At 63.7% G+C, this 21,330-nt stretch carries 15 protein-coding genes; 9 read left to right on the top strand and 6 right to left on the bottom strand.

Translation table 11 applies throughout. From position 1 onward, the window contains the following. Positions 1-4 precede the first annotated feature (4 nt). Entirely contained in the window at positions 5-2,449 is a 2,445-nt protein-coding gene (locus D0T21_RS23850; protein ID WP_116993003.1) for an ABC transporter permease, read from the top strand. 5 nt (positions 2,450-2,454) lie between these two features. Here D0T21_RS23850 and D0T21_RS23855 read toward each other — a convergent pair whose 3' ends face one another. The 6 genes from D0T21_RS23855 to prpR all read right to left on the bottom strand — a co-directional run bounded on the left by D0T21_RS23855 (position 2,455) and on the right by prpR (position 7,540). Continuing rightward, positions 2,455-2,736: a helix-turn-helix domain-containing protein gene (locus D0T21_RS23855; RefSeq protein ID WP_199538593.1), complete on the bottom strand. Its 282-nt coding sequence runs from the start codon at positions 2,734-2,736 to the stop codon at positions 2,455-2,457. Beyond that, entirely contained in the window at positions 2,717-2,998 is a 282-nt protein-coding gene (locus D0T21_RS32885) for a type II toxin-antitoxin system mRNA interferase toxin, RelE/StbE family (protein ID WP_116993005.1), read from the bottom strand. Before D0T21_RS32885 ends, D0T21_RS23855 begins: the two co-directional genes overlap by 20 nt. A 70-nt stretch (positions 2,999-3,068) precedes the next feature. Next, positions 3,069-3,797 carry a LytTR family DNA-binding domain-containing protein gene (locus tag D0T21_RS23865; protein ID WP_116993006.1) on the bottom strand — a complete coding sequence of 243 codons (729 nt, stop codon included), beginning with the start codon at positions 3,795-3,797 and terminating at the stop codon, positions 3,069-3,071. Next, positions 3,797-4,837: a sensor histidine kinase gene (locus tag D0T21_RS23870; RefSeq protein WP_116993008.1), complete on the bottom strand. Its 1,041-nt coding sequence runs from the start codon at positions 4,835-4,837 to the stop codon at positions 3,797-3,799. Before D0T21_RS23870 ends, D0T21_RS23865 begins: the two co-directional genes overlap by 1 nt. Positions 4,838-4,844: 7 nt before the next feature. After that, the gene (locus D0T21_RS23875) at positions 4,845-5,741 is read right to left on the bottom strand and encodes an alpha/beta fold hydrolase (RefSeq protein WP_116993010.1); all 897 of its coding nucleotides are present in this window, start codon (positions 5,739-5,741) and stop codon (positions 4,845-4,847) included. Positions 5,742-5,872: 131 nt separating this feature from the next. Continuing rightward, complete coding sequence (gene prpR / locus D0T21_RS23880) at positions 5,873-7,540, bottom strand: propionate catabolism operon regulatory protein PrpR (protein ID WP_116993012.1); 1,668 nt, start codon at positions 7,538-7,540, stop codon at positions 5,873-5,875. A 153-nt stretch (positions 7,541-7,693) separates the two neighbouring features. On the opposite strand from prpR, the gene prpB reads away from it, so the two are divergent. From prpB to D0T21_RS23920, 8 genes are all read left to right on the top strand, one after another. Beyond that, positions 7,694-8,581, top strand: a complete 888-nt coding sequence (gene prpB / locus D0T21_RS23885) for a methylisocitrate lyase (RefSeq protein ID WP_116993014.1) — start codon at positions 7,694-7,696, stop codon at positions 8,579-8,581. A 16-nt stretch (positions 8,582-8,597) separates the two neighbouring features. Further along, the gene (gene prpC, locus D0T21_RS23890; protein WP_116993016.1) at positions 8,598-9,743 is read left to right on the top strand and encodes a 2-methylcitrate synthase; all 1,146 of its coding nucleotides are present in this window, start codon (positions 8,598-8,600) and stop codon (positions 9,741-9,743) included. Next, the gene (gene acnD, locus D0T21_RS23895; RefSeq protein ID WP_116993018.1) at positions 9,743-12,340 is read left to right on the top strand and encodes a Fe/S-dependent 2-methylisocitrate dehydratase AcnD; all 2,598 of its coding nucleotides are present in this window, start codon (positions 9,743-9,745) and stop codon (positions 12,338-12,340) included. The genes prpC and acnD overlap by 1 nt, the downstream gene beginning before the upstream one ends. A gap of 2 nt (positions 12,341-12,342) precedes the next feature. After that, on the top strand, positions 12,343-13,533 hold the full coding sequence (gene prpF / locus D0T21_RS23900; protein ID WP_116993021.1) for a 2-methylaconitate cis-trans isomerase PrpF: 1,191 nt from the start codon (positions 12,343-12,345) through the stop codon (positions 13,531-13,533). A 26-nt stretch (positions 13,534-13,559) separates the two neighbouring features. After that, positions 13,560-15,461: a propionate--CoA ligase gene (locus D0T21_RS23905; RefSeq protein WP_116993023.1), complete on the top strand. Its 1,902-nt coding sequence runs from the start codon at positions 13,560-13,562 to the stop codon at positions 15,459-15,461. 66 nt (positions 15,462-15,527) lie between these two features. Then, positions 15,528-15,836, top strand: a complete 309-nt coding sequence (locus tag D0T21_RS23910; protein ID WP_116993025.1) for a DUF485 domain-containing protein — start codon at positions 15,528-15,530, stop codon at positions 15,834-15,836. Further along, a complete protein-coding gene (locus D0T21_RS23915) occupies positions 15,833-17,506 on the top strand; it encodes a cation acetate symporter (protein WP_199538595.1) in 1,674 nt (557 codons plus the stop codon). Before D0T21_RS23910 ends, D0T21_RS23915 begins: the two co-directional genes overlap by 4 nt. A gap of 178 nt (positions 17,507-17,684) precedes the next feature. Continuing rightward, positions 17,685-21,329 carry a bifunctional diguanylate cyclase/phosphodiesterase gene (locus D0T21_RS23920; RefSeq protein ID WP_116993083.1) on the top strand — a complete coding sequence of 1,215 codons (3,645 nt, stop codon included), beginning with the start codon at positions 17,685-17,687 and terminating at the stop codon, positions 21,327-21,329. The last annotated feature ends 1 nt before the right edge of the window (position 21,330 follow it).

Below are 21,330 nucleotides of genomic sequence, written 5' to 3' on the forward strand. Positions count from 1 at the left end.
TCACATGAAGCTAAGAGACTTTCGCATCGGCTGGCGCGCGCTGGTACAGGAGCCGGCCTACACGCTGGCGGTGGTGCTGGGTTTGGGCGTCGGCCTGGCCGCGTGCCTGCTGCTGCTTGGCTTTGTGCGTTACTCGATGGAGTACGACACCCATTTTCCGGCTGTGGACAGGGTCTATGTCGTCAAGCAGCACTTCAACGTCGATCCGGCGTCGCCCCTGCAGGAAGTGGTGCCGATGTTCCTGCGTGAGCCTGCGCTGAAGACGCCGGGCGTCGTCGGCGCCGCGGTCTACATCCCGGCGCGGCCGGAGATCACGCCGCTGACTGTGCGGATCAACCGCAGCATCTTTGCGGTGCGCGGCTTGACCGTCATGCCAGGTTTTACGGAGATGCTTGGACTGCGCGCGGTGCAGGGCAACCTGGCGGATGCGCTGGACAAGCCCGATCGCTTTGTCGTCACCGAGGCCGGCGCGCTGCGTTTGTTCGGCACGGTCAATGCGGTGGGCCGCACGATGCTCACGGAAGGGAAAACCGTGCAGGTAGGCGCCGTGGTGCCTACGCCGCCGGGCAATACGACGATACCGTTCGAGCTGCTTTTCGGCGTCAACTCGGTGGTGGCGGGGGCGGATATCCGGCATGAGATGATGACCGGCGAGCATGGCTGGATGGGCAAGATGCTGCTGCGCGTGCAGCCCGGCGCCTCGCTGCCGGCGATCATCGACAGCTTGCAGAAAGTGGTGGACACGGCGCCGAGCATGCAGAACTTCCCGCCGGAGATGCGCGCCCGCCTCGGCAAGCGCAAGGCGATAGAACTCACCATGTCGTCGCTGCGCGATGCCTACTTCGATTACAAAATGCAGAACAGTTTCGTGTCGGCTCCCGGCGACCGCGCCAATCCTGTGCTGGTCGCCGGCCTGGCGGGGCTTGCGCTGCTGATCCTGATTATGGCGGCGATCAACTACGTCAACCTGAGCATGGTGCGCGTGTTGCGGCGCCAGCGCGAGGTGGCGATGCGCAAGGTGCTGGGCGCCGGCGTGGGACAGCTCATGCTGCTGTTCCTGCTCGAATCGCTGCTGGTGGCGCTGACGGCCACCGCGCTTGGATTGATGCTGGCGTGGCTGGCGCTGCCGGTCTTCTCGCAGCTGGTCAACCGTCAGCTGGATGGCTTGTTCTCGTTGCAGAATATCGTCGCCGCGTTTGGCCTGGGCGGCATGCTGGGCGTGCTGACGGCGATCTACCCGGCGTGGGTCGCGCTGCGCGTGCATCCGACCCAGGTGCTGGCAGGCCGTCCCGACACGGAGTCCCGCGCCAGCATGCAATGGCGACGCGCGTTGACGGTGTTGCAGGTGTCGGTCGCGATGGGTTTCGCCAGCGTGACGATCGCTGTGGCGTGGCAGACCCATTATGCAATGCACGCCTCGCCCGGCTTCGATCCGACGCCGTTCGTGATCGTCGACATGCCGGAACGGGTCAAGGACAGCGAGAAGGCGCGGCGCTTTTACTCGACACTGGCGGCGCAGCCTGGCGTGGCCGGTGTGGCGATATCGGAAGATCCGGTGGGCCGGCTCGATTGGGCTTGGACCCATGACATGACGCGTCCCGGTGGGCAGAGCGCAGGGATGGAAATGAAATCGGTCAGCGCGAATTTCTTCGAGCTTTACGGCATCGCGCCGCTGGCCGGGCGCTTGTTCCAGGCTGCCGTGGACAAGGAGGATGACCGGGTGCCGGTGGTGCTGAACGCAGTCGCTGCGCGTGAGTTGGGTTTTGCCGGCGCCGAGGAGGCAATTGGTCAGACCTTGCTGTTCAAGGGGTTTGAAAATAAGGTGATCTACAAACGCATCGTCGGCATCGCTCCTGATTTGAGATTCCATTCGCTGCGCGATAAACCGATCGCGACGGCCTACGAGCTGTGGACTGCGGGGACGGTGTTGAGCGTGCGCGCATCTGCCGATCCGGCGGCCGTCGAGCGCAGCGTGCAGGCGTTGTGGCCGAGCTTTTTCCCGGATGCGATCCCCAAGATCGTCCGCGTCAGCGATGTACTGGCTGCCAACTATGCCGATGATGCGCGCCTGGCCAAGCTGATGTCGGTCGCCACAGGGATCGCGCTGGCGATCGCCGCCTTCGGCACCTATGTGCTGTCGGCGAACACGGTGCAGCGGCGGGCGAGGGAGATCGTCATGCGCAAGCTGCACGGCGCACGCGGCGCCGACATCGGCCTGCTGGTGGTGCGAGAAATCGGCACGCTGGTGTTGGCGGCGGCGGTGATCGCCTTGCCGATAGCGGTGATCGCGATTCGCCGCTACCTGTCGGGTTATGTCGAACACGCGCCGATCGGCTATTGGACCTTGCTGTTAGCCCTGTCGCTGACGCTGGTCATCGCGTTGATCGCCATCACCCGCCACACCTGGATCGCCATGCGCATGGTGCCGGCGGAGGCGTTGCGGACGTAACGCTGTCAGGCGGCGGATTTGGTATTTTCCCGTACCCCGGTTGTCATTAGTATGGCAGGGGTAACTTGCAGTGCGTTTGCCAATACCGTGGCCTGCTCGATGGTCAGTTCCAGCTGGTCATTTTCAATGGCGCGAAGCGTGGCCTCTGAAATGCCAGTGATCGCTGCAAGCCGAGGCCGCGAAAGTTCGTTCATTTCGCGCACGATACGGACCGACTCACCGACAGAAATATCTATATATTTTTTCTCAGGCAGAAAGTCCGTCATATCAATGTTTTCTGTAGTCATGCGCGTTCACCTCAACTATTCGAATCAGCATCACATTTGCGGTAACTTGGTAAATTATGCGCCACTTGGATCCCAGGCGAGAAGAGCGATATCCGGTCCATTTTCCGCGCAGAGCTTCGTCGTGATTGCCTTTGATCGCTTGCACCCCTTGCGGTCCGAAGCTGTGTGCGACGTCTTTCCACTTCTCATAACGCTTAACGACCTCGGCCGGAGCCGATGCCATTTTTTGCTGAACCCGACGATGTTCGACAATGTGCCACATCCGCCATACTGGGCAGATTCAATATAGCAGATCAAACGAATAGTGAAAGCTAACTGATCTGCTTCAAATTCTACAGGCTGGCCAAGCTTTTGAACTGGGCGGCGCGGCGGCGGGAGACTTCCACTTCGAGGTCGTCGCGCAGCAGCAGATCGAGGCCGCCGGCGTCGTTGGGCGTGACCTGGTCGACGTAGTCCAGGTTGACGATGTGGCGGCGGCTGGCGCGGAAGAAGCGTTGCGGGTCCAGTCTTTCCTCCAGTTGGTTCAAGGAGCGCAGCATCAGCGGCTTGTGGTCGTCGAAGTAGACGCGCGTGTAATTGCCGTCCGATTCGAACAGCCGCACATCCTGCAAGCCGACAAACCAGCATCGCTCGCCGTCCTTGATGAACAGCTTCTTGGCCGCCGTCGGCGCCACGGCAGGGACGCCTGCCGCCGCATAGGCCAGCGCGCGGCTGTGGCGCAACGAGCAGCGCTGCAAGGCCGCCGCCATGCGCACCGCCTGGATCGGTTTCTGCAGATAGTCCAGCGCATTGACCTCGAACGCCTGCAACGCATACTGGTCGAATGCCGTGGTGAAGATCACCTCCGGCGCTTCCTCCAGCGCAGCCAGCATATCGAAGCCGCTACCACCGGGCATCTGCACGTCGAGGAACACCAGATCCGGCTTGAGCGCGATGATCTGCTGGATGCCATCGGCCGCGTTGACGGCCTCGCCGACGATTTCCACTTCAGGGTGTGCCGCCAGCAAACGGCGCAGTTCTGCGCGCGCCAGGCGTTCGTCGTCGATCAGCAATGCGCGCATCAGGCGGCCTCCGGTAAAGTCATCGTGGCGCGTACCCAGCCACTGTTTTCAGTCAGATCCAGGCTGGCGTTGGAACCCAGCGCCAGCGCCAGGCGCTTGCGGGTGTTGACCAGGCCAACCTTGGTGGAATTTGCAAACGGCAGGATCGCGCCCAGGTTGGCGATCTCGATGTGGATCTTGCCGTCGTCCATGCGCTGCGCGCGGATGCGGATCTCGCTGCCGGTGGGACTGGTCTCGACGCCATACTTGACGGCGTTTTCGACCAGCGTCTGCAAGGCCATTGGCGGTATGCGTACCTGGTCCAGTCCCAGTCCGATTTCCACGCTGACTCGCATGCGTTCTTCGAAGCGGATTTTTTCAATCGCCAGATAGGCCTGCACGGCTTCGATCTCCGCCGCCAGCGGCACCGTGTCATGCTGGCCCGATTGCAGCGCATAGCGCATCACGCTGGCCAACTGGTCGATCATCTGTGCGGCGGAGTCCTGGTCTTCGTAAATCAGGGCGCGCACGCTGTTCATGCTGTTGAAGAAAAAATGTGGATTGACCTGCGCCTGCAAGGCGCGCAGCTCGGCGTCCTTGGCGCTGATCTCCAGCCGCAGCGCCTCTTGCTCGAGGCGGTTGGCGCGGCGCAGCGACAGCACCGCCATGTAGAAGATGTTCCACACCAGATAAACGCCCCACCAGAACATCAGTACGCCCGGCACCCAGGCTATGCCATGTACCTTGCCCATCGGTTTGATGACAAGGTAGCCGACTGTCTGCACGCCGGCATGAAGGGCGCCCAGTATCAGGATGGCCACCGCCATCATCTTCCAGCTGATCCGCACGCCGTTACGAATCTGGCGCTTGAGCAGCCGGTGCCAGGTATCGGAAATCAACAGCCCGGCCACGACACCCCAAAGCGCAATGGCGTATATGCGTGGCGTGTGATCGGCGCCCGGACTCATGGCCAGCATCAGCAGCGGCAGGAAGTTCCAACCCGCCAGCTGGAACAGCCAGTACCAGTTCATGCGCGCGAGCAGTGGACGGTCGTTGGTCATGATGGGTTTATTTCAAAAAGTTATCGATGCGATCATACATCCAAGCCGGATCGTCGTACATGATGAAATGACGGGCGTTGTCGGCCAGCTCCACTTTGACGTTGGGCAGCTGCTGGTACTGGCTTTTGTACAGCTGCTCGAACATCGGCTTGGTGCCATAGTCCTTGTAGGCGATCCATGCGCCCAGCACCAGCGTCGGCGCCTTGATGCGGCTCACTTCGGGGCGCAGGTCCTCGCTCATCATCTCGACCATCGCGTTGATGATGGTGGCGTGGTCGGATTGCTTGCCCCAGCCGATGGCGCGGTCGATGTCTTCCTGTTTGGTGATCATGACGTGCAGGGTCTTCAGCTGGTTGGCGCGGTAGGACTCGGCATCCATCGATTCCATGCGTGTGCGTGTGTTAGCGGCCATTTCCTTCATCTGTGCGCCGGTAATGCTGGGCATCTGGATGGCGGCCAGTGCAGGCAAGGTGTCGACGATGACCAGGCGGCCGACTTGATCGGGATGGTCTGCGGCCAGCTTCATGCCCAGGAAGCCCCCCAGGCTATGGCCGATGACGATGGGATGGTCGAATTTATTGGCGGTGATGTAGTCGCTCAGCTGCTGTTCCACTGCCGGCAGCAGCGGGCCTTCGATGGCGGGCACGCCGGCGAATCCGGCCAGGGTGACGACGTGGCACTGGCGGTTGCCGCAGTAGTGGGCGACCGTGCCGTTCCATACTTCGCCGGACGAGGCCAGGCCGGGAATCAGGATCACAGGCTCGCCCTTGCCGGTGACTTCCACCTTGAAGGCCGGATGCGCGGAAGCCGCGGCGGTGCCGGCGGCGACGGCTGGTGCTGCGGCGTAAGCCAGCGCCAGGCTGGCGGCGATGGTGGCGATACGTTGGATGAGCGAGCGTTGCATGGTGACCTCCTTGGTTGTGACGTTGTGTCAAATAAGTGAGGCCATGCTATCGAACCGGCATCGCACCGGCGACGACTACTGGATGAACGGTTTTTTGAAAGGATGAGCGGTAGTTGGGCAGTACCGCCTGCCTAGCCGGCTTCGGCGCGCAGCTTGCGCCACAGCGTAGTGCGGCTGATGCCGAGATAGTCGGCGGCGGCGTCGCGGCGTCCGCCGAAGCGGGCCAGCACTGCGGTGGCGCTTTCGGCGGATGGGCGGGGCGGCGCGAGCGCCAGTGGCAGCGTGCCGGAGCTGAAGCCGATGGCCTGCGTGCCGGCGCTGTGCAGCGTGGCGGTGTGAGTCGCCAGTTCCGGCGCCACGCTCAGGACGAAGGCCGGTGTCAAGGCCTGCAATGGCTCGGCGGCCAGGAACAGCGCCAGGCGCTCGGTCAGGTTGCGCAGTTCGCGCACGTTGCCGGGCCAGTCGTAGCGTTGCAGCAGCGGCGCGCAGGTCGCCATCTCGGCGTGCAGGTTGGGATGAGGGCGCGCGCCCAGCGAGGCCAGTGCATTCTTCAGCGACCATTCGGCCAGCGTCATCACGTCTTCCTGTCGTGCGCGCAGCGGCGGCAGCGACAGGCGCAGCACCGCCAGCCGGTAGAACAGGTCGGCGCGGAAGCGGCCTTCGCGCACGCGCTGCTCAAGATCGCAGTGGGTGGCGCTGATGATGCGGACGTTGACGGCGATCGGCCGCGTGCCGCCCACCCGTACCACCTCGCGTTCTTCGAGCACGCGCAGCAAACGGGTTTGCAGCGTCAGCGGCATTTCACCTATCTCGTCGAGGAACAGCGTGCCGCGATTGGCCGCTTCAAACAGGCCCGCATGGCCGCCGCGCCGCGCGCCGGTGAAGGCGCCTTCTTCGTGGCCGAACAGTTCCGACTCCAGCAACGATTCCGCAATCGCGCCGCAATTGACTGCGACGAAGGGGCGGTTCTGGCCCAGCGTGCGCGGGCTCTCGCGGTGGATGGCCTGCGCCACCAGTTCCTTGCCGCAGCCGGTTTCGCCTTGTATCAGCACGGTCGCCGGGGATTTCGCGTACAGCACCACGGACTGGCGCAGCCCCTCCATCGCGTCGGAGTCGCCGCGCAGGTCGTTGATGCCGTGCTTGGCGCGCAGCGTGTCGGCCACCACGGCGCCGCGCGTGCGGCTGCGGTTCGATTCAAGTTGCGTCAGCCGCGCCATCTCCAGCGCGTCGTCGAAGGCATGGCGGATCGAGGCGGCCGAGTAGACGAATACGCCCGTCAATCCCGCTTCCTCGGCCAGGTCGGTAATCAGGCCGGCGCCGACGATGGCCTTGATGCCGGCCGCTTTCAGGTCGTTGATCTGGGCGCGCGCATCTTCCTCCGTCGCGTAGGTGCGCTGCTCGACGTCGAAGCCGAAGGTGCCGGCGAATTCGGCCAGCTCCGGCAGGCGCTCCTGGTAGGTGACGATGCCGATGCGCTCCGATACGCGGCGCGCCCGCGCCAGCGCCTGCATCACGTCGAAGCCGCTGAACTTGGCGATCACCACCGGCACCGAAAGCCGGCCTTTGAGATAGGCCGCGTTGGAGCCGGCGGCGATGACGGCGTCGCAACGCTCGGTGGCCATGCGTTCGCGGATGTGGCGCGCCGCTTCGTCGAAGCCGAGGTTGATCGGTTCTATGGTGGCCAGGTCGTCGTATTCCAGCGTGATGTCGCGGAACAGGTCGTACAGGCGCGAGACGGACACCGTCCAGATCACCGGTTTGTCGTTGACGTCGAAGGGCAGGGGAGTGGAGTGGCGCATGTTTCAATTGTAGTTCATCTGTTTCGTTGTTTCAAATTGAAACGACTATGAAACGCATGGAATGCGTAAGTTGTTGATTTATATAGGGTGCATGTCTGGCACGCCCCTTGCACTAGATAGCCCAACTTCACTGCAACATTGAAAGGTCATAACATGAGTCAATACTCCGCAGGCGCCGCGTTCCGCAAAGCCGTACAAGAAGAGTCCCCATTGCAGGTGGTCGGCGCGATCAACGCCAATCACGCCCTGCTGGCCAAGCGCGCCGGCTTCAAGGCGATCTACCTGTCGGGCGGCGGCGTGGCGGCGGGTTCGCTCGGCCTGCCGGACCTGGGCATCTCCAGCCTGGACGACGTGCTGACCGACGTGCGCCGCATCACCGACGTATGCGACCTGCCGCTGCTGGTCGACGTCGACACCGGCTTCGGCGCCTCCGCCTTCAACGTGGCGCGCACCGTCAAGTCGATGATCAAGTTCGGCGCCGCCGCCATGCACATCGAAGACCAGGTCGGCGCCAAGCGCTGCGGCCACCGTCCGGGCAAGGAGATCGTCTCCAAGCAGGAGATGGTCGACCGCATCGCCGCCGCAGTCGATGCGCGCACCGATGAAAACTTCGTCATCATGGCCCGCACCGATGCGCTGGCCGTCGAAGGCCTGGACGCCGCGATCGAACGCGCCGTCGCCTGCGTGGAAGCCGGTGCGGACATGATCTTCCCGGAAGCGATGATCAGCCTCGATATGTACAAAAAATTCGCCGCCGCCGTCAAAGTGCCGGTGCTGGCCAACATCACCGAATTCGGCTCGACGCCGCTGTTCACCGTGGACGAACTGCGCAGCGCCGATGTGGGCCTGGTGCTGTATCCGCTGTCCGCCTTCCGCGCGATGAACAAGGCTGCGGAAAACGTCTACGGCGCGATCCGCCGCGACGGCACGCAGCAGAACGTGGTCGACACCATGCAAACCCGCGCCGAACTGTATGAGCGCATCAACTACCACAGCTTCGAGCAAAAGCTGGATGCCTTGTTCGCCGCACAGAAAAAATAATCAGGAGACCTATAAAATGACCGAAGCTACTTTCAAACCAAAAAAATCCGTCGCCCTGTCCGGCGTCACCGCTGGTAATACCGCACTGTGCTCCGTCGGCAAAACCGGCAATGACCTGCACTACCGCGGCTACGACATCCTGGACGTCGCCAGCACCTGCGAGTTCGAAGAAATCGCCTACCTGCTGGTACACGGCAAACTGCCGACTGCCGCTGAACTGAAGGGCTACAAGACCAAACTGCGCTCGCTGCGCGGCCTGCCTGCGTCGCTGAAAGCCGCGCTGGAAGCACTGCCAGCATCGGCGCATCCGATGGACGTGATGCGCACCGGCGTCTCGGTACTCGGTTGCACGTTGCCGGAGAAGGACGACCACAACGTGCCAGGCGCGCGCGACATCGCCGACCGCCTGATGGCTTCCTTCGGTTCGATGCTGCTGTACTGGTACCACTTCAGCCATAACGGCAAGCGCATCGACGTGGAAACCGACGACGACTCCATCGGCGGCCACTTCCTGCACCTGCTGCACGGCGAGAAGCCGTCCGAAAGCTGGGTCCAGGCGATGCACACCTCGCTGATCCTGTACGCGGAACACGAGTTCAACGCCTCCACCTTCACCAGCCGCGTCATCGCCGGCACGGGTTCGGACATCCACTCCGCCATCACCGGCGCCATTGGCGCGCTGCGCGGCCCTAAACACGGCGGCGCCAACGAATTCGCCTTCGAGATCCAGAAGCGCTACGAAAACGCCGACGAAGCCGAAGCGGACATCCGCAACCGCGTCGCCAACAAGGAAGTCGTGATCGGCTTCGGTCACCCTGTGTACACCATCTCCGACCCGCGCAACGTCGTCATCAAGGAAGTGGCGCGCAAGCTGTCGCAGGAAGCCGGCTCGATGAAGATGTTCGACATCGCCGAACGCCTGGAAACCGTCATGTGGGACATCAAGAAGATGTTCCCGAACCTGGACTGGTTCTCGGCCGTGTCGTACCACATGATGGGCGTGCCGACCGCGATGTTCACGCCGCTGTTCGTCATCTCGCGCACGTCCGGCTGGGCCGCGCACATCATCGAGCAGCGCATCGACAACAAGATCATTCGTCCAAGCGCGAACTACGTCGGTCCTGAAGACCTGAAGTTCGTCCCGATCAAGGACCGCAAATAATGAACACCCAATTCCGTAAATCCCTGCCGGGCACCAAGCTCGATTACTTCGACGCGCGCGCCGCTGTCGACGCGATCCAGCCAGGTGCCTGGGCCAAGCTGCCGTACACCTCGCGCGTACTGGCTGAAAACCTGGTGCGCCGCTGCGATCCGGCGACGCTCAACGCTTCGCTGTCGCAGCTGATCGAGCGCAAGCGCGACCTGGACTTCCCATGGTTCCCTGCGCGCGTGGTGTGCCACGACATTCTCGGCCAGACCGCGCTGGTCGACCTGGCCGGCCTGCGCGACGCCATCGCGCTGCAAGGCGGCGATCCTGCGCTGGTCAATCCGGTGGTGCCGACCCAGCTGGTGGTCGACCACTCGCTGGCGGTTGAATGCGGCGGCTTCGATCCCGATGCCTTCGACAAGAACCGCGCCATCGAAGACCGTCGCAACGAAGACCGCTTCGACTTCATCAACTGGACCAAGAAGGCGTTCAAGAACGTCGACGTGATCCCGCCGGGTAACGGCATCCTGCACCAGATCAATCTGGAGCGCATGTCGCCGGTGATTCAGGCGGTGGACGGCGTGGCCTTCCCGGATACGCTGGTCGGCACCGACTCGCACACCCCGATGGTCGATGCGCTGGGCGTGATCGCCATCGGCGTTGGCGGCCTGGAAGCGGAAAGCGTGATGCTGGGCCGCGCATCGTGGATGCGTCTTCCGGACATCATCGGCGTCGAGCTGACGGGCAAGCCGCAAGCCGGCATCACCGCCACCGACACCGTGCTGGCGCTGACCGAATTCCTGCGCAAGCAAAAGGTCGTTTCGTCGTACCTGGAGTTCTTCGGCGAAGGCGCTTCGCACCTGACCTTGGGCGACCGCGCGACCATCTCCAACATGGCGCCGGAATACGGCTCCACCGCCGCGATGTTCTACATCGACGAGCAAACCATCAAATACCTCAAGCTGACCGGCCGCGATGATGAACTGGTCAAGCTGGTGGAGACCTATGCGAAGGAAACCGGCCTGTGGGGCGAAGCCCTGAAGACCGCCGAATACGAACGCGTGCTGAAGTTCGACCTGTCGTCGGTGGTGCGTACCATCGCCGGCCCGTCGAATCCGCACAACCGCGTGCCGACTTCCGAGCTGGCCGCGCGCGGCATCAGCGGCGTGGTGGAGAACGAGCCTGGCCTGATGCCTGACGGCGCGGTCATCATCGCCGCCATCACCAGCTGCACCAACACCAACAACCCGCGCAACATGGTCGCAGCAGGCCTGCTGGCCCGCAACGCCAACGCGCGCGGCCTGACCCGCAAGCCGTGGGTGAAAAGCTCGCTGGCGCCCGGCTCCAAGACGGTGACGCTGTACCTGGAAGAAGCGGGCCTGATGCCTGAACTGGAACAGCTGGGCTTCGGCGTGGTCGCTTACGCCTGCACCACCTGCAACGGCATGTCCGGCGCGCTCGATCCGGTGATCCAGAAGGAAGTGATAGACCGCGACCTGTACGCCACCGCTGTGTTGTCGGGTAACCGCAACTTCGATGGCCGTATTCACCCATACGCCAAGCAGGCCTTCCTGGCTTCGCCGCCGCTGGTGGTGGCCTACGCCATCGCCGGCACGATCCGCTTCGACATCGAGAAGGACGTCCTCGGCCTCGACGCCAACGGCCAGCCGGTCACGCTGAAGGATATCTGGCCGACCGACGAAGAGATCGATGCGCTGGTCGCGTCCAGCGTCAAGCCGGCGCAGTTCAACAAGGTCTACATCCCGATGTTCGCCAAGCAGGAAGACGACGGCATCAAAGTGAAGCCGCTGTACGACTGGCGTCCGCAGACCACCTACATCCGCCGTCCGCCGTACTGGGAAGGCGCGCTGGCCGGCGCCCGTCCGCTGAAAGGCATGCTGCCGCTGGCGGTCCTGGGCGATAACATCACCACCGACCACCTGTCGCCGTCGAACGCGATCATGCTCAATAGCGCGGCCGGCGAATACCTGGCGAAAATGGGTTTGCCGGAAGAGGACTTCAATTCCTACGCCACCCACCGTGGCGACCACCTGACTGCGCAACGTGCCACCTTCGCCAATCCAACGTTGAAGAACGAAATGGTGCGCGATGCCGACGGCAAGGTCAAAGCCGGTTCGCTGGCGCGCGTGGAACCGGAAGGCAAAGTCACCCGCATGTGGGAAGCCATCGAGACCTACATGGAGCGCAAGCAGTCGCTGATCGTGATCGCCGGCGCCGACTACGGCCAAGGCTCGTCGCGCGACTGGGCGGCCAAGGGCGTGCGTTTGGCGGGCGTGGAAGCGATCGTGGCCGAAGGCTTCGAGCGCATCCACCGCACCAACCTGGTCGGCATGGGCGTGCTGCCGCTGGAGTTCCAGCCGGGCGTGAACCGCCTGACGCTGGCGCTGGACGGCACCGAAAGCTACGACGTGATCGGCGAGCGCACCCCGCGTTCGACGCTGACGCTGGTGGTCAACCGCCGCAACGGCGAGCGTGTCGAAGTGCCGGTGATCTGCCGCCTCGATACGGCAGAGGAAGTGTCGATCTACGAAGCGGGCGGCGTGCTGCAACGCTTCGCCCAGGACTTCCTTGAATCCGTAAAGGCTGCCTGATCATGGCTCACACACCGCAAATCAAGATCCCCGCCACGTATATGCGTGGCGGCACCAGCAAGGGCGTGTTCTTCCGCTTGCAGGATCTGCCGGCCGCAGCACAACAGCCGGGCGCCGCGCGCGACGCCTTGCTGCTGCGCGTGATCGGCAGTCCGGACCCATACGGCAAGCAGATCGACGGTATGGGCGGCGCCACCTCCAGTACCAGCAAATCGGTGATCCTGGCCAAGAGCAGCAAGCCGGATCACGACGTCGACTACCTGTTCGGCCAGGTCTCCATCGACAAGGCCTTCGTCGATTGGAGCGGCAACTGCGGCAACCTGTCCGCTGCGGTTGGCGCCTTCGCCATCAGCGGCGGCCTGGTGGACGCGGACCGCATTCCGCGCGACGGCATGGCCGTGGTGCGCGTATGGCAGGCCAATATCGGCAAGACCATCATCGCCCACGTACCAATCACCAACGGCGAAGTGCAGGAGACCGGCGACTTTGAACTCGACGGCGTCACCTTCCCCGCAGCCGAAGTTCAGCTGGAATTCATGGACCCGGCAGCGGAAGAAGAGGGCGTGGGCGGCTCCATGTTCCCGACCGGCCAACTGGTCGACGAACTGGAAGTGCCCGGTGTTGGCACCATGAAGGCGACCATGATCAACGCCGGCATCCCGACCATTTTCGTCAACGCGGAAGATATCGGCTACCTCGGCACCGAGCTGCAGGACGCCATCAACGGCGATCCGAAAGCGCTGGCACGCTTCGAACTGATACGCGCGCATGGTGCGCTGCGCATGGGCCTCATCAAGCATATCGACGACGCGGCCACGCGCCAGCATACGCCCAAGGTGGCCTTCGTCGCCAAGCCGGCGCCGTACACTTCGTCGAGCGGCAAGCAGGTCGCCGCCACCGACGTTGACCTGCTGGTGCGGGCCATGTCGATGGGTAAGCTGCATCACGCGATGATGGGGACGGCGGCGGTAGCTATCGGCACCGCTGCGGCGATACCGGGCACGCTGGTGAATCTGGCGGCGGGCGGCGGCGCGCGCGATGCGGTGCGCTTTGGCCACCCATCCGGCACGCTGCGGGTCGGCGCGGAAGCGGCGCAGCAGAACGGCGAGTGGAGCGTAAAAAAAGCGGTCATGAGCCGCAGCGCCCGCGTGTTGATGGAAGGTTGGGTACGCATCCCCGGCGACACGTTCTAAGCTGAACACACCATAACGGAGGAGATATGAAATACGCTGATTTTTATCAGCGCTCTATCGTCACGCCTGAACAATTCTGGCAGGACGAATCAGCGCTCATCGACTGGCACACCCCATGCACGAAAGTGCTGGATTATTCCCATCCTCCGTTCGCCAAGTGGTTCGTCGGCGGGCAGACTAACCTGTGCCATAACGCCGTGGACCGCTGGTGTGCCAGCCAGGGCGACCAGCCCGCGCTGATCGCCATCTCCACCGAAACCAATACAGAGCGTAGCTACTCGTTCAACGAATTGCGTACCGAAGTCGAACGCTGCGCTGCGATGATGCAGGAGCTGGGTGTCGGCCGTGGCGACCGCGTGTTGATCTACATGCCGATGATCGCCGAAGCCGCGTTCGCGATGCTGGCCTGCGCCCGCATCGGCGCGATTCACTCGGTGGTGTTCGGCGGTTTTGCCGCCAACAGCCTGGCCAGTCGCATCGACGATGCGCGGCCGGTGCTGATCATCTCCGCCGATGCCGGTTCGCGCAGCGGCAAGGCTATCCCCTACAAACACCTGCTGGACGAGGCGATCGAACTGTCGTCCGCCAAGCCGGCCAAGGTGCTGCTGGTGGACCGCAAGCTGGCGCCGATGGAACTGGTGGCCGGCCGCGACGAGGACTGGGCCAGCCTGCGCGCCGCCCACATGGATGCGCGCGTACCAGTGACCTGGCTGGAGTCGAACGAGCCGTCCTACATCCTCTACACCTCCGGCACGACCGGCAAGCCGAAAGGCGTGCAACGCGACGTCGGTGGTTATGCGGTGGCGCTGGCGTCGTCGATGAAGTACAACTTTTGCGGCAAGGCCGGCGAGACCTTCTTCGCCACCTCCGATATCGGCTGGGTGGTCGGCCACTCCTACATCGTCTACGGCCCGCTGATCGCCGGCATGGCGACCATCATGTACGAGGGCCTGCCGATCTGCCCGGACGCCGGCATCTGGTGGAGCATCGTCGAGAAGTACAAAGTCACGCGCATGTTCTCGGCGCCGACGGCGATCCGCGTGCTGCGCAAGCAGCCGCCGGAGTTCATGCGCAAGTACGACCTGTCGTCGCTGCGCGCGCTGTACCTGGCCGGCGAACCGCTCGACGAAACCACGTCGCAATGGATACACGAAGAACTGGGCGTGCCCATCATCGACAATTACTGGCAGACCGAAACCGGCTGGCCCATCCTGTCGATCGCCAAGGGCGTCGAGGACACGCCGACGCGCTTGGGCAGCCCCGGCGTGGCGATGTACGGCTATAAGGTCAAGCTGCTCAACGAATCGACTGGCGAGGAATGTGCCGCCAACGAGAAGGGCGTGGTGGTGATCGACGGCCCGCTGCCGCCAGGCTGCATGCAGACCGTGTACGGCGACGACCAGCGATTTGTCGATACCTACTGGTCCACCTTCGATGGCCAGCAGGTGTATTCGACTTTCGACTGGGGCGTGCGCGACGAAGACGGCTACTACTTCATCCTCGGCCGCACCGATGACGTGATCAATGTCGCCGGCCATCGTCTCGGCACGCGCGAGATCGAGGAATCCATCTCCAGCCACGCCAACGTTTCCGAGGTGGCGGTGGTCGGCGTGGAAGACAAGCTCAAAGGCCAGGTGGCGGTTGCCTTCGTTATCGTCAAGGACGCGACGCGTACCGCCAGCGAAGAAGGATGTACGACGCAGGAACGCGAGATCCTCGGCGTGGTCGATCATCAACTGGGCGCTGTCGCGCGGCCGTCGCGCGTTTATTTCGTGCCGCAGTTGCCGAAGACCCGCTCTGGAAAATTACTGCGCCGTTCGATCCAGGCCATCTGCGAAGGCCGCAACCCAGGCGACCTGACGGCGATCGAAGATCCGGCTTCGCTCCAGCAGATACAACGGGTTCTGCAAGCCGGTGTGGCGAAATAGTGTGCGCGTAAGGGATCGGTAAGCCTCGCTGTTTATTGTGGTGACAAACAACACAGGAGACACGCGATGCATGACGATCTGGTTCAAAAAATCAAGCGGGACCCCAGCTATCACAAGCTGGTCAAGGCCCGCTCCCGTTTCGGCTGGGCGCTGACTGCGGTGATGATGCTGGTCTATTACGGCTACATCCTGCTGATCGCTTTCGACAAGGAGCTGCTGGCGTCGAAGACCGGCGCTGGCGTGATGACGTGGGGGATGCCGATCGGCCTGTTCGTGATCGTGTTCACTGTGCTGGTCACCGGCATCTATGTACGTCGCGCCAACAAGCAATTCGACGACCTGACCCACGCGATTCAAGAACGGGTGCGGGCATGAACGCCGCTCAACGCATGCTGCGCGGGCTCGCCGCGTTGACGCTGCTGGGCGCTGGCGGAGCGGCGCTTGCGGCCGGAGTTGATCTGGGGCAAGCGGTCAAGCAGCCGACCAACTGGACCGCGATCACCATGTTCGGCGCCTTCGTCATCTTCACGCTGTTCGTCACCAAGTGGGCGGCCGCCAAGACCAAATCGGCATCTGATTTCTACACCGCCGGTGGCGGCATCACCGGCTTCCAGAACGGCCTGGCCATCGCCGGCGACTACATGTCGGCTGCGTCCTTCCTCGGAATTTCCGCAGCGGTGTTCCTCAACGGTTACGATGGCCTGATCTATGCCATCGGCTTCCTGGTCGGCTGGCCGGTGATCACCTTCCTGATGGCGGAGCGCCTGCGCAACCTGGGCCGCTTCACCTTTGCCGATGTCGCCGCCTACCGCTTCAAGCAGGCGCCGATCCGCATCTTCTCCGCTTCCGGCACGCTGGTGGTGGTGGCGTTCTACCTGATCGCGCAGATGGTCGGCGCGGGGCAGCTGATCAAATTGCTGTTCGGTCTTGAATACTGGATCGCGGTGGTGCTGGTAGGTTCGTTGATGATGATCTACGTGCTGTTCGGCGGCATGACCGCGACCACCTGGGTGCAGATCATCAAGGCGGTGATGCTGCTGGGCGGCGCCACTTTCATGGCCTTCGTGGTGATGGCGCAGTTTAACTTCAGCCCCGAGGCTCTGTTCGCCAAGTCGGTCGAGATCCACGCCAAGAAGGACGCCATCATGGGACCGGGCACTTTCATCAAGGATCCGGTGTCGGCGATCTCGTTCGGCATGGCGCTGATGTTCGGCACCGCCGGCCTGCCGCACATCCTGATGCGCTTCTTCACCGTGCCTAGCGCGAAGGAGGCACGCAAGTCGGTGTTCTGGGCCACCAGCTGGATCGCCTACTTCTACGTGCTGACCTTCATCATCGGTTTCGGCGCCATCGTTTTGGTGAGCACCAATCCCGAGTTCAAGGACGCCGCCGGCAAACTACTAGGCGGGAATAACATGGCGGCGATCCACCTGGCCAAGGCCGTGGGCGGCAATGTCTTCCTCGGCTTTATCTCGGCCGTGGCTTTCGCCACCATCCTGGCGGTGGTGGCCGGCCTGACGCTGTCCGGCGCTTCGGCGGTATCGCACGACCTTTACGCCACCGTGATCAAGAAGGGCAAGGCCAGCAGCGCCAAGGAACTGCATGTGTCGCGCCTGACCACCGTGGCGCTGGGTGTCGTTGCCGTGGTGCTGGGCATCGTGTTCGAGAAGCAGAATATCGCGTTCATGGTGTCGCTGGCGTTCGCTATCGCCGCCTCGGCCAACTTCCCGGTGCTGTTCATGTCAGTGCTGTGGAAGGACTGCACCACCCGCGGCGCCACCGTGGGCGGCTTCATCGGCCTGACCACGGCCGTGGTGCTGACCGTGGTGTCGAAATCGGTCTGGGTCGATGTGCTGGGCCATGCCGATGCGCTGTTCCCGTACGCGTCGCCGGCTATCTTCTCGATACCTGCGGCCTTCGCCAGCATCTGGCTGTTCTCGGTGCTGGATAAGAGTCCTCGCGCGCGCATCGACCGCGCCGGCTACGAGGCGCAGGAAATGCGCTCGGAGACCGGTATCGGCGCCGCAGGAGCCAGCGCTCACTGATGTAATTGACAAGTGGTCAGATGACGACAATGCCTGGTTCGCCGGGCATTGTCGTTTTTAGGGGCGCCGCTCGGTGTGTGCGATGGCTAATGCGCCCAATGTGGTTTATGATCTGCCAACTATGCTGCCGGAAAGTAACGGGCGAGGTGGCATCTTTTATTGGGTGCCATTGGTGTACATGAATCGAGTTTCGACCAATCCTGATTTCGTAGCTGACGCGCTGGCGCTGATCGGCGTTCCCGCGTGCGCCTATGGCACCGATGGCGTGGTGCTGGCTGCCAATCCGGAGCTGGTGGAGTTGCTGGGTTTCGACCCCGGCGGCAGGCCGATAGCCGACCTGTTCGCGCGCCACGTGCGCGGCGCCAGCGTCGAGGCGCTCGACGCGGCGCTGGAGGCCTCCAATGCGGGCCGGCGCTGGGACAGCTGCCTGACCTGCGCCAACGGCCAATACCTGTCGGTGCAGGCATGGAGCAAGCCGCTGCCGGCCAGTTCGGCGGTGCAGGGCGCCACCATCGTCTTCCACGACATCAGCGCGGTGGAGCGCGACCAGCGCTCCCTGCGCAAGACGCTGCTGGAGCAGCAGGCCATCCTGGAGAACGCCGCCGTCGGCATCCTGTTCAGCAAGGACGGGGTTATCCAGGAGTGCAATATCCGCTGCGCCGAAATGCTGGGCTACAGCCGCCAGGAGCTGGAAGGCGTGGCCAGCGTCACCGTCTATCCGAGCGAAGCGGACTTCGTCGACCTGGGCCGCAAGGCCGGCCCGCCGCTGTCGCAGGGCCTGTCCTTCATGCAGGAGGCGCAGTTGCGCCGCAAGGATGGCTCGCTGTTCTGGGCCCGCCTGTTCGGCCGCGCCATCGATCCTATCCACACCGCCGAAGGCACGGTATGGATCATGGAAGACATCAACGAGCACCGCATCGACGAAGAGAAGCTGCGCCGCGCGCTGCTGGAGATGCAGGCCATCATGGACAGCGCGCCGCTGGCGATCGGCTTCCAGCGCGACAACCGCATCCTGCGCTACAACCACCGCTTCGCCGAATTCTTCGGCTTCAACGACGATGGCGGCGTCGGCCAGCTGACGTCGACGCTGTATCCGTCGCAGGAAGCGTTCGACGCGGTGGTGCGCAAGGCGCGGCCGCTGCTGGCGCGCGGCAAGCCCTACCAGGCCGAGATGGAGATGCGGCGCCAGGACGGCTCGACCTTCTGGGCGCACGCCTTCGGCTACGTGATCAATCCGGGCCGCACGCAGCAGGACACCATCTGGATCTTCGACGACCGCAGCGCGCAGAAGCGGCATGAAGAGGCGACCCGCCAGCTGCTGCTGGAGCAGAAGGCGATCCTGGACAACGCCTCGGTCGGCATCCTGTTCAGCAAGGCGCAGGTCATGTTGAGCTGTAATCCGCGCATGGCGGAGATGTTCGGCTACGACATCGACGAAATGGTGGGGCAGCCGTCGGCCATGGTGTTCCCGTCGCAGGAGCGCTACGAGGAATTCGGCCGCGAGGCCGCGCCCTTGCTGGGCACCGGCCGGCCGTTCGAGAAAAAGGAATACGAGTTCAAACGCCGGGATGGCAGCTTGTTCTGGTGTCGCGTGCGCGCCAAGGCGGTGGACGACGCGCACAGCGAAGGCGGCACCATCTGGATCCTGGAGGACGTGACCAGCACGCGCCAGACGCAGATGGAGGTCGAGGCCATCATGACCAACGCCTCGATGAGCATCCTGTTCACCAAGAACCGCGTCATCACACGCTACAACCGCGGCTTCGGCGAGATGTTCCGCTACGAGGGCGACGCCGGCCTGGGCCTGCCCGGCCGCGCGCTGTATCCGTCGCAGGAGTCCTACGAAAAACTGGGCGCGCAAGCCTATCCCTTCCTGTCGATCGGCAAGCCGTTCCAGATCGAGATGGAGATGCGCCGCTCCGACGATACCCTGATGTGGGCGCAGCTGATCGGCTACGTGGTCAATCCCGACGATCCGACCCAGGGCACGATCTGGGTGATCGAGGACCGCACCGAGCAAAAGCGCGCCGAGGAATCGCTGCGCAACGCGCTGCTGGAAAACCAGGCCATCCTGGACAGCGCGGTGCTGGGCATCTCGGTGGTGGAGCAGGGCCGCAACCTGCGCTGCAACACCAAGATGGAGGAGCTGTTCGGCTACGCGCCCGGCGAGATGAACCAGCTGAGCGTGCAGGCCTTCTACGCCGACAAGGATGCGTGGGAAGCGGCGCGCGCCGCCACCGCCGACGACTTCCACGCCGGCCGCGTGCACGCCTCCGAATACCAGCTGGTGCGCAAGGACGGCAGCACGTTCTGGGGCCGGCTGTCCGGCCGTCCGTTCGACCTGGCGCAGGCCACCGGGCGTTCGGTATGGCTGGTGGACGATATCACCGAGCGGCGCGAAGCGGCCGATGCGGTCAGCCGCGCGCGCGACGACCTGGAAGTGCGGGTGCTGGAACGCACCGCCGAACTGGCCGGCGCCAACGCGCTGCTGCAAGGCGAGATCGTCGAACGCCGCCAGGCCGAGGCCCGCGTGCACCACATGGCCTACCACGACAGCCTGACCGGCCTGCCGAACCGCGCGCTGCTGTCGGACCGGCTGGACCGCGCCATGCTGGCGGCGCAGCGTTCCGAGCGCCGGCTGGCGGTGATGTTCATCGACCTGGATCGCTTCAAGACCATCAACGATTCGCTGGGCCACATGACCGGCGACCAGCTGCTGAAGGAAGTGGCGAGCCGCCTGTGCCGCGCGGTGCGCGCCAGCGACACCGTGGCCCGCCTGGGCGGCGACGAGTTCGTGGTGCTGGTGCCGGGCATCCGCTCGTCCGAAGAGGCCAGCCATGTGGCGGAGAAGATCATCGAGGCGCTGTCGGACAGCTTCCCGCTCGAAGGCCGCAACCTGCACATCACGCCGTCGATCGGCATCTGCGTGTATCCGGACGACGGCGGCGACGTCGAGACCCTGATGCGCCACGCCGACGCCGCCATGTACCACGCCAAGGCCAGCGGCAGGAACAATTACCAGTACTTCAAAGAGGCGATGAACCAGACGGCGGCGGCCCACTTCGAGCTGGAGTCCAGCCTGCGCGGCGCGCTGGCGCAGGACGAGTTCGAGCTGCACTTCCAGCCCATCATGGACATCGGCACGCGCCGCCTGCACACGATGGAGGTGCTGCTGCGCTGGCGCCGTGGCGGCGGCGAGCTGGTGCTGCCGGACCACTTCATCCCCATCATCGAGGATAATGGCCTGATCGTGCCGATCGGCGAGTGGGTGATACGCCAGGCCTGCAAGCAAAGCATGGCGTGGCAGCACGCCGGCCTGGCGCCGGTGCCGCTGGCGGTGAACCTGTCGCCGCGCCAGTTCATGCATCGTGGGCTGATCGAGTCGATCCGCGCCATCCTCGACGAAACCGGCATCGATCCGTCGCTGATTGAATTCGAGATCACCGAGACGGCGCTGATGCAGCACGGCGAGCAGACGCTGGACATCCTGGGCCAGATCAACGCCATGGGTATCCGCTTGTCGATCGACGATTTCGGCACCGGCTATTCAAGCCTGGCCTACCTGAAGCGTTTCCCGGTCAAGAAGATCAAGATCGACCGCGCCTTCATCAAGGACCTGGAAGAGAGCGCGGAAGACCGCGCGATTGTGGCGGCGATCATCGCGCTGTCGGACAGCCTGCAGCTGTCGGTGGTGGCGGAGGGGGTGGAGACCGAAGGCCAGTACGCGCTATTGCAGCGCAACGGCTGCCAGTATGCGCAGGGCTATCTGTTCTCGCAGCCGGTGCCGCACGCGACGGCCCAGCTGCTGCTGCCCAGGCTTTAAC

The organism is Duganella sp. BJB476 (genome assembly GCF_003416895.1).
Taxonomy (GTDB): domain Bacteria; phylum Pseudomonadota; class Gammaproteobacteria; order Burkholderiales; family Burkholderiaceae_D; genus Rugamonas.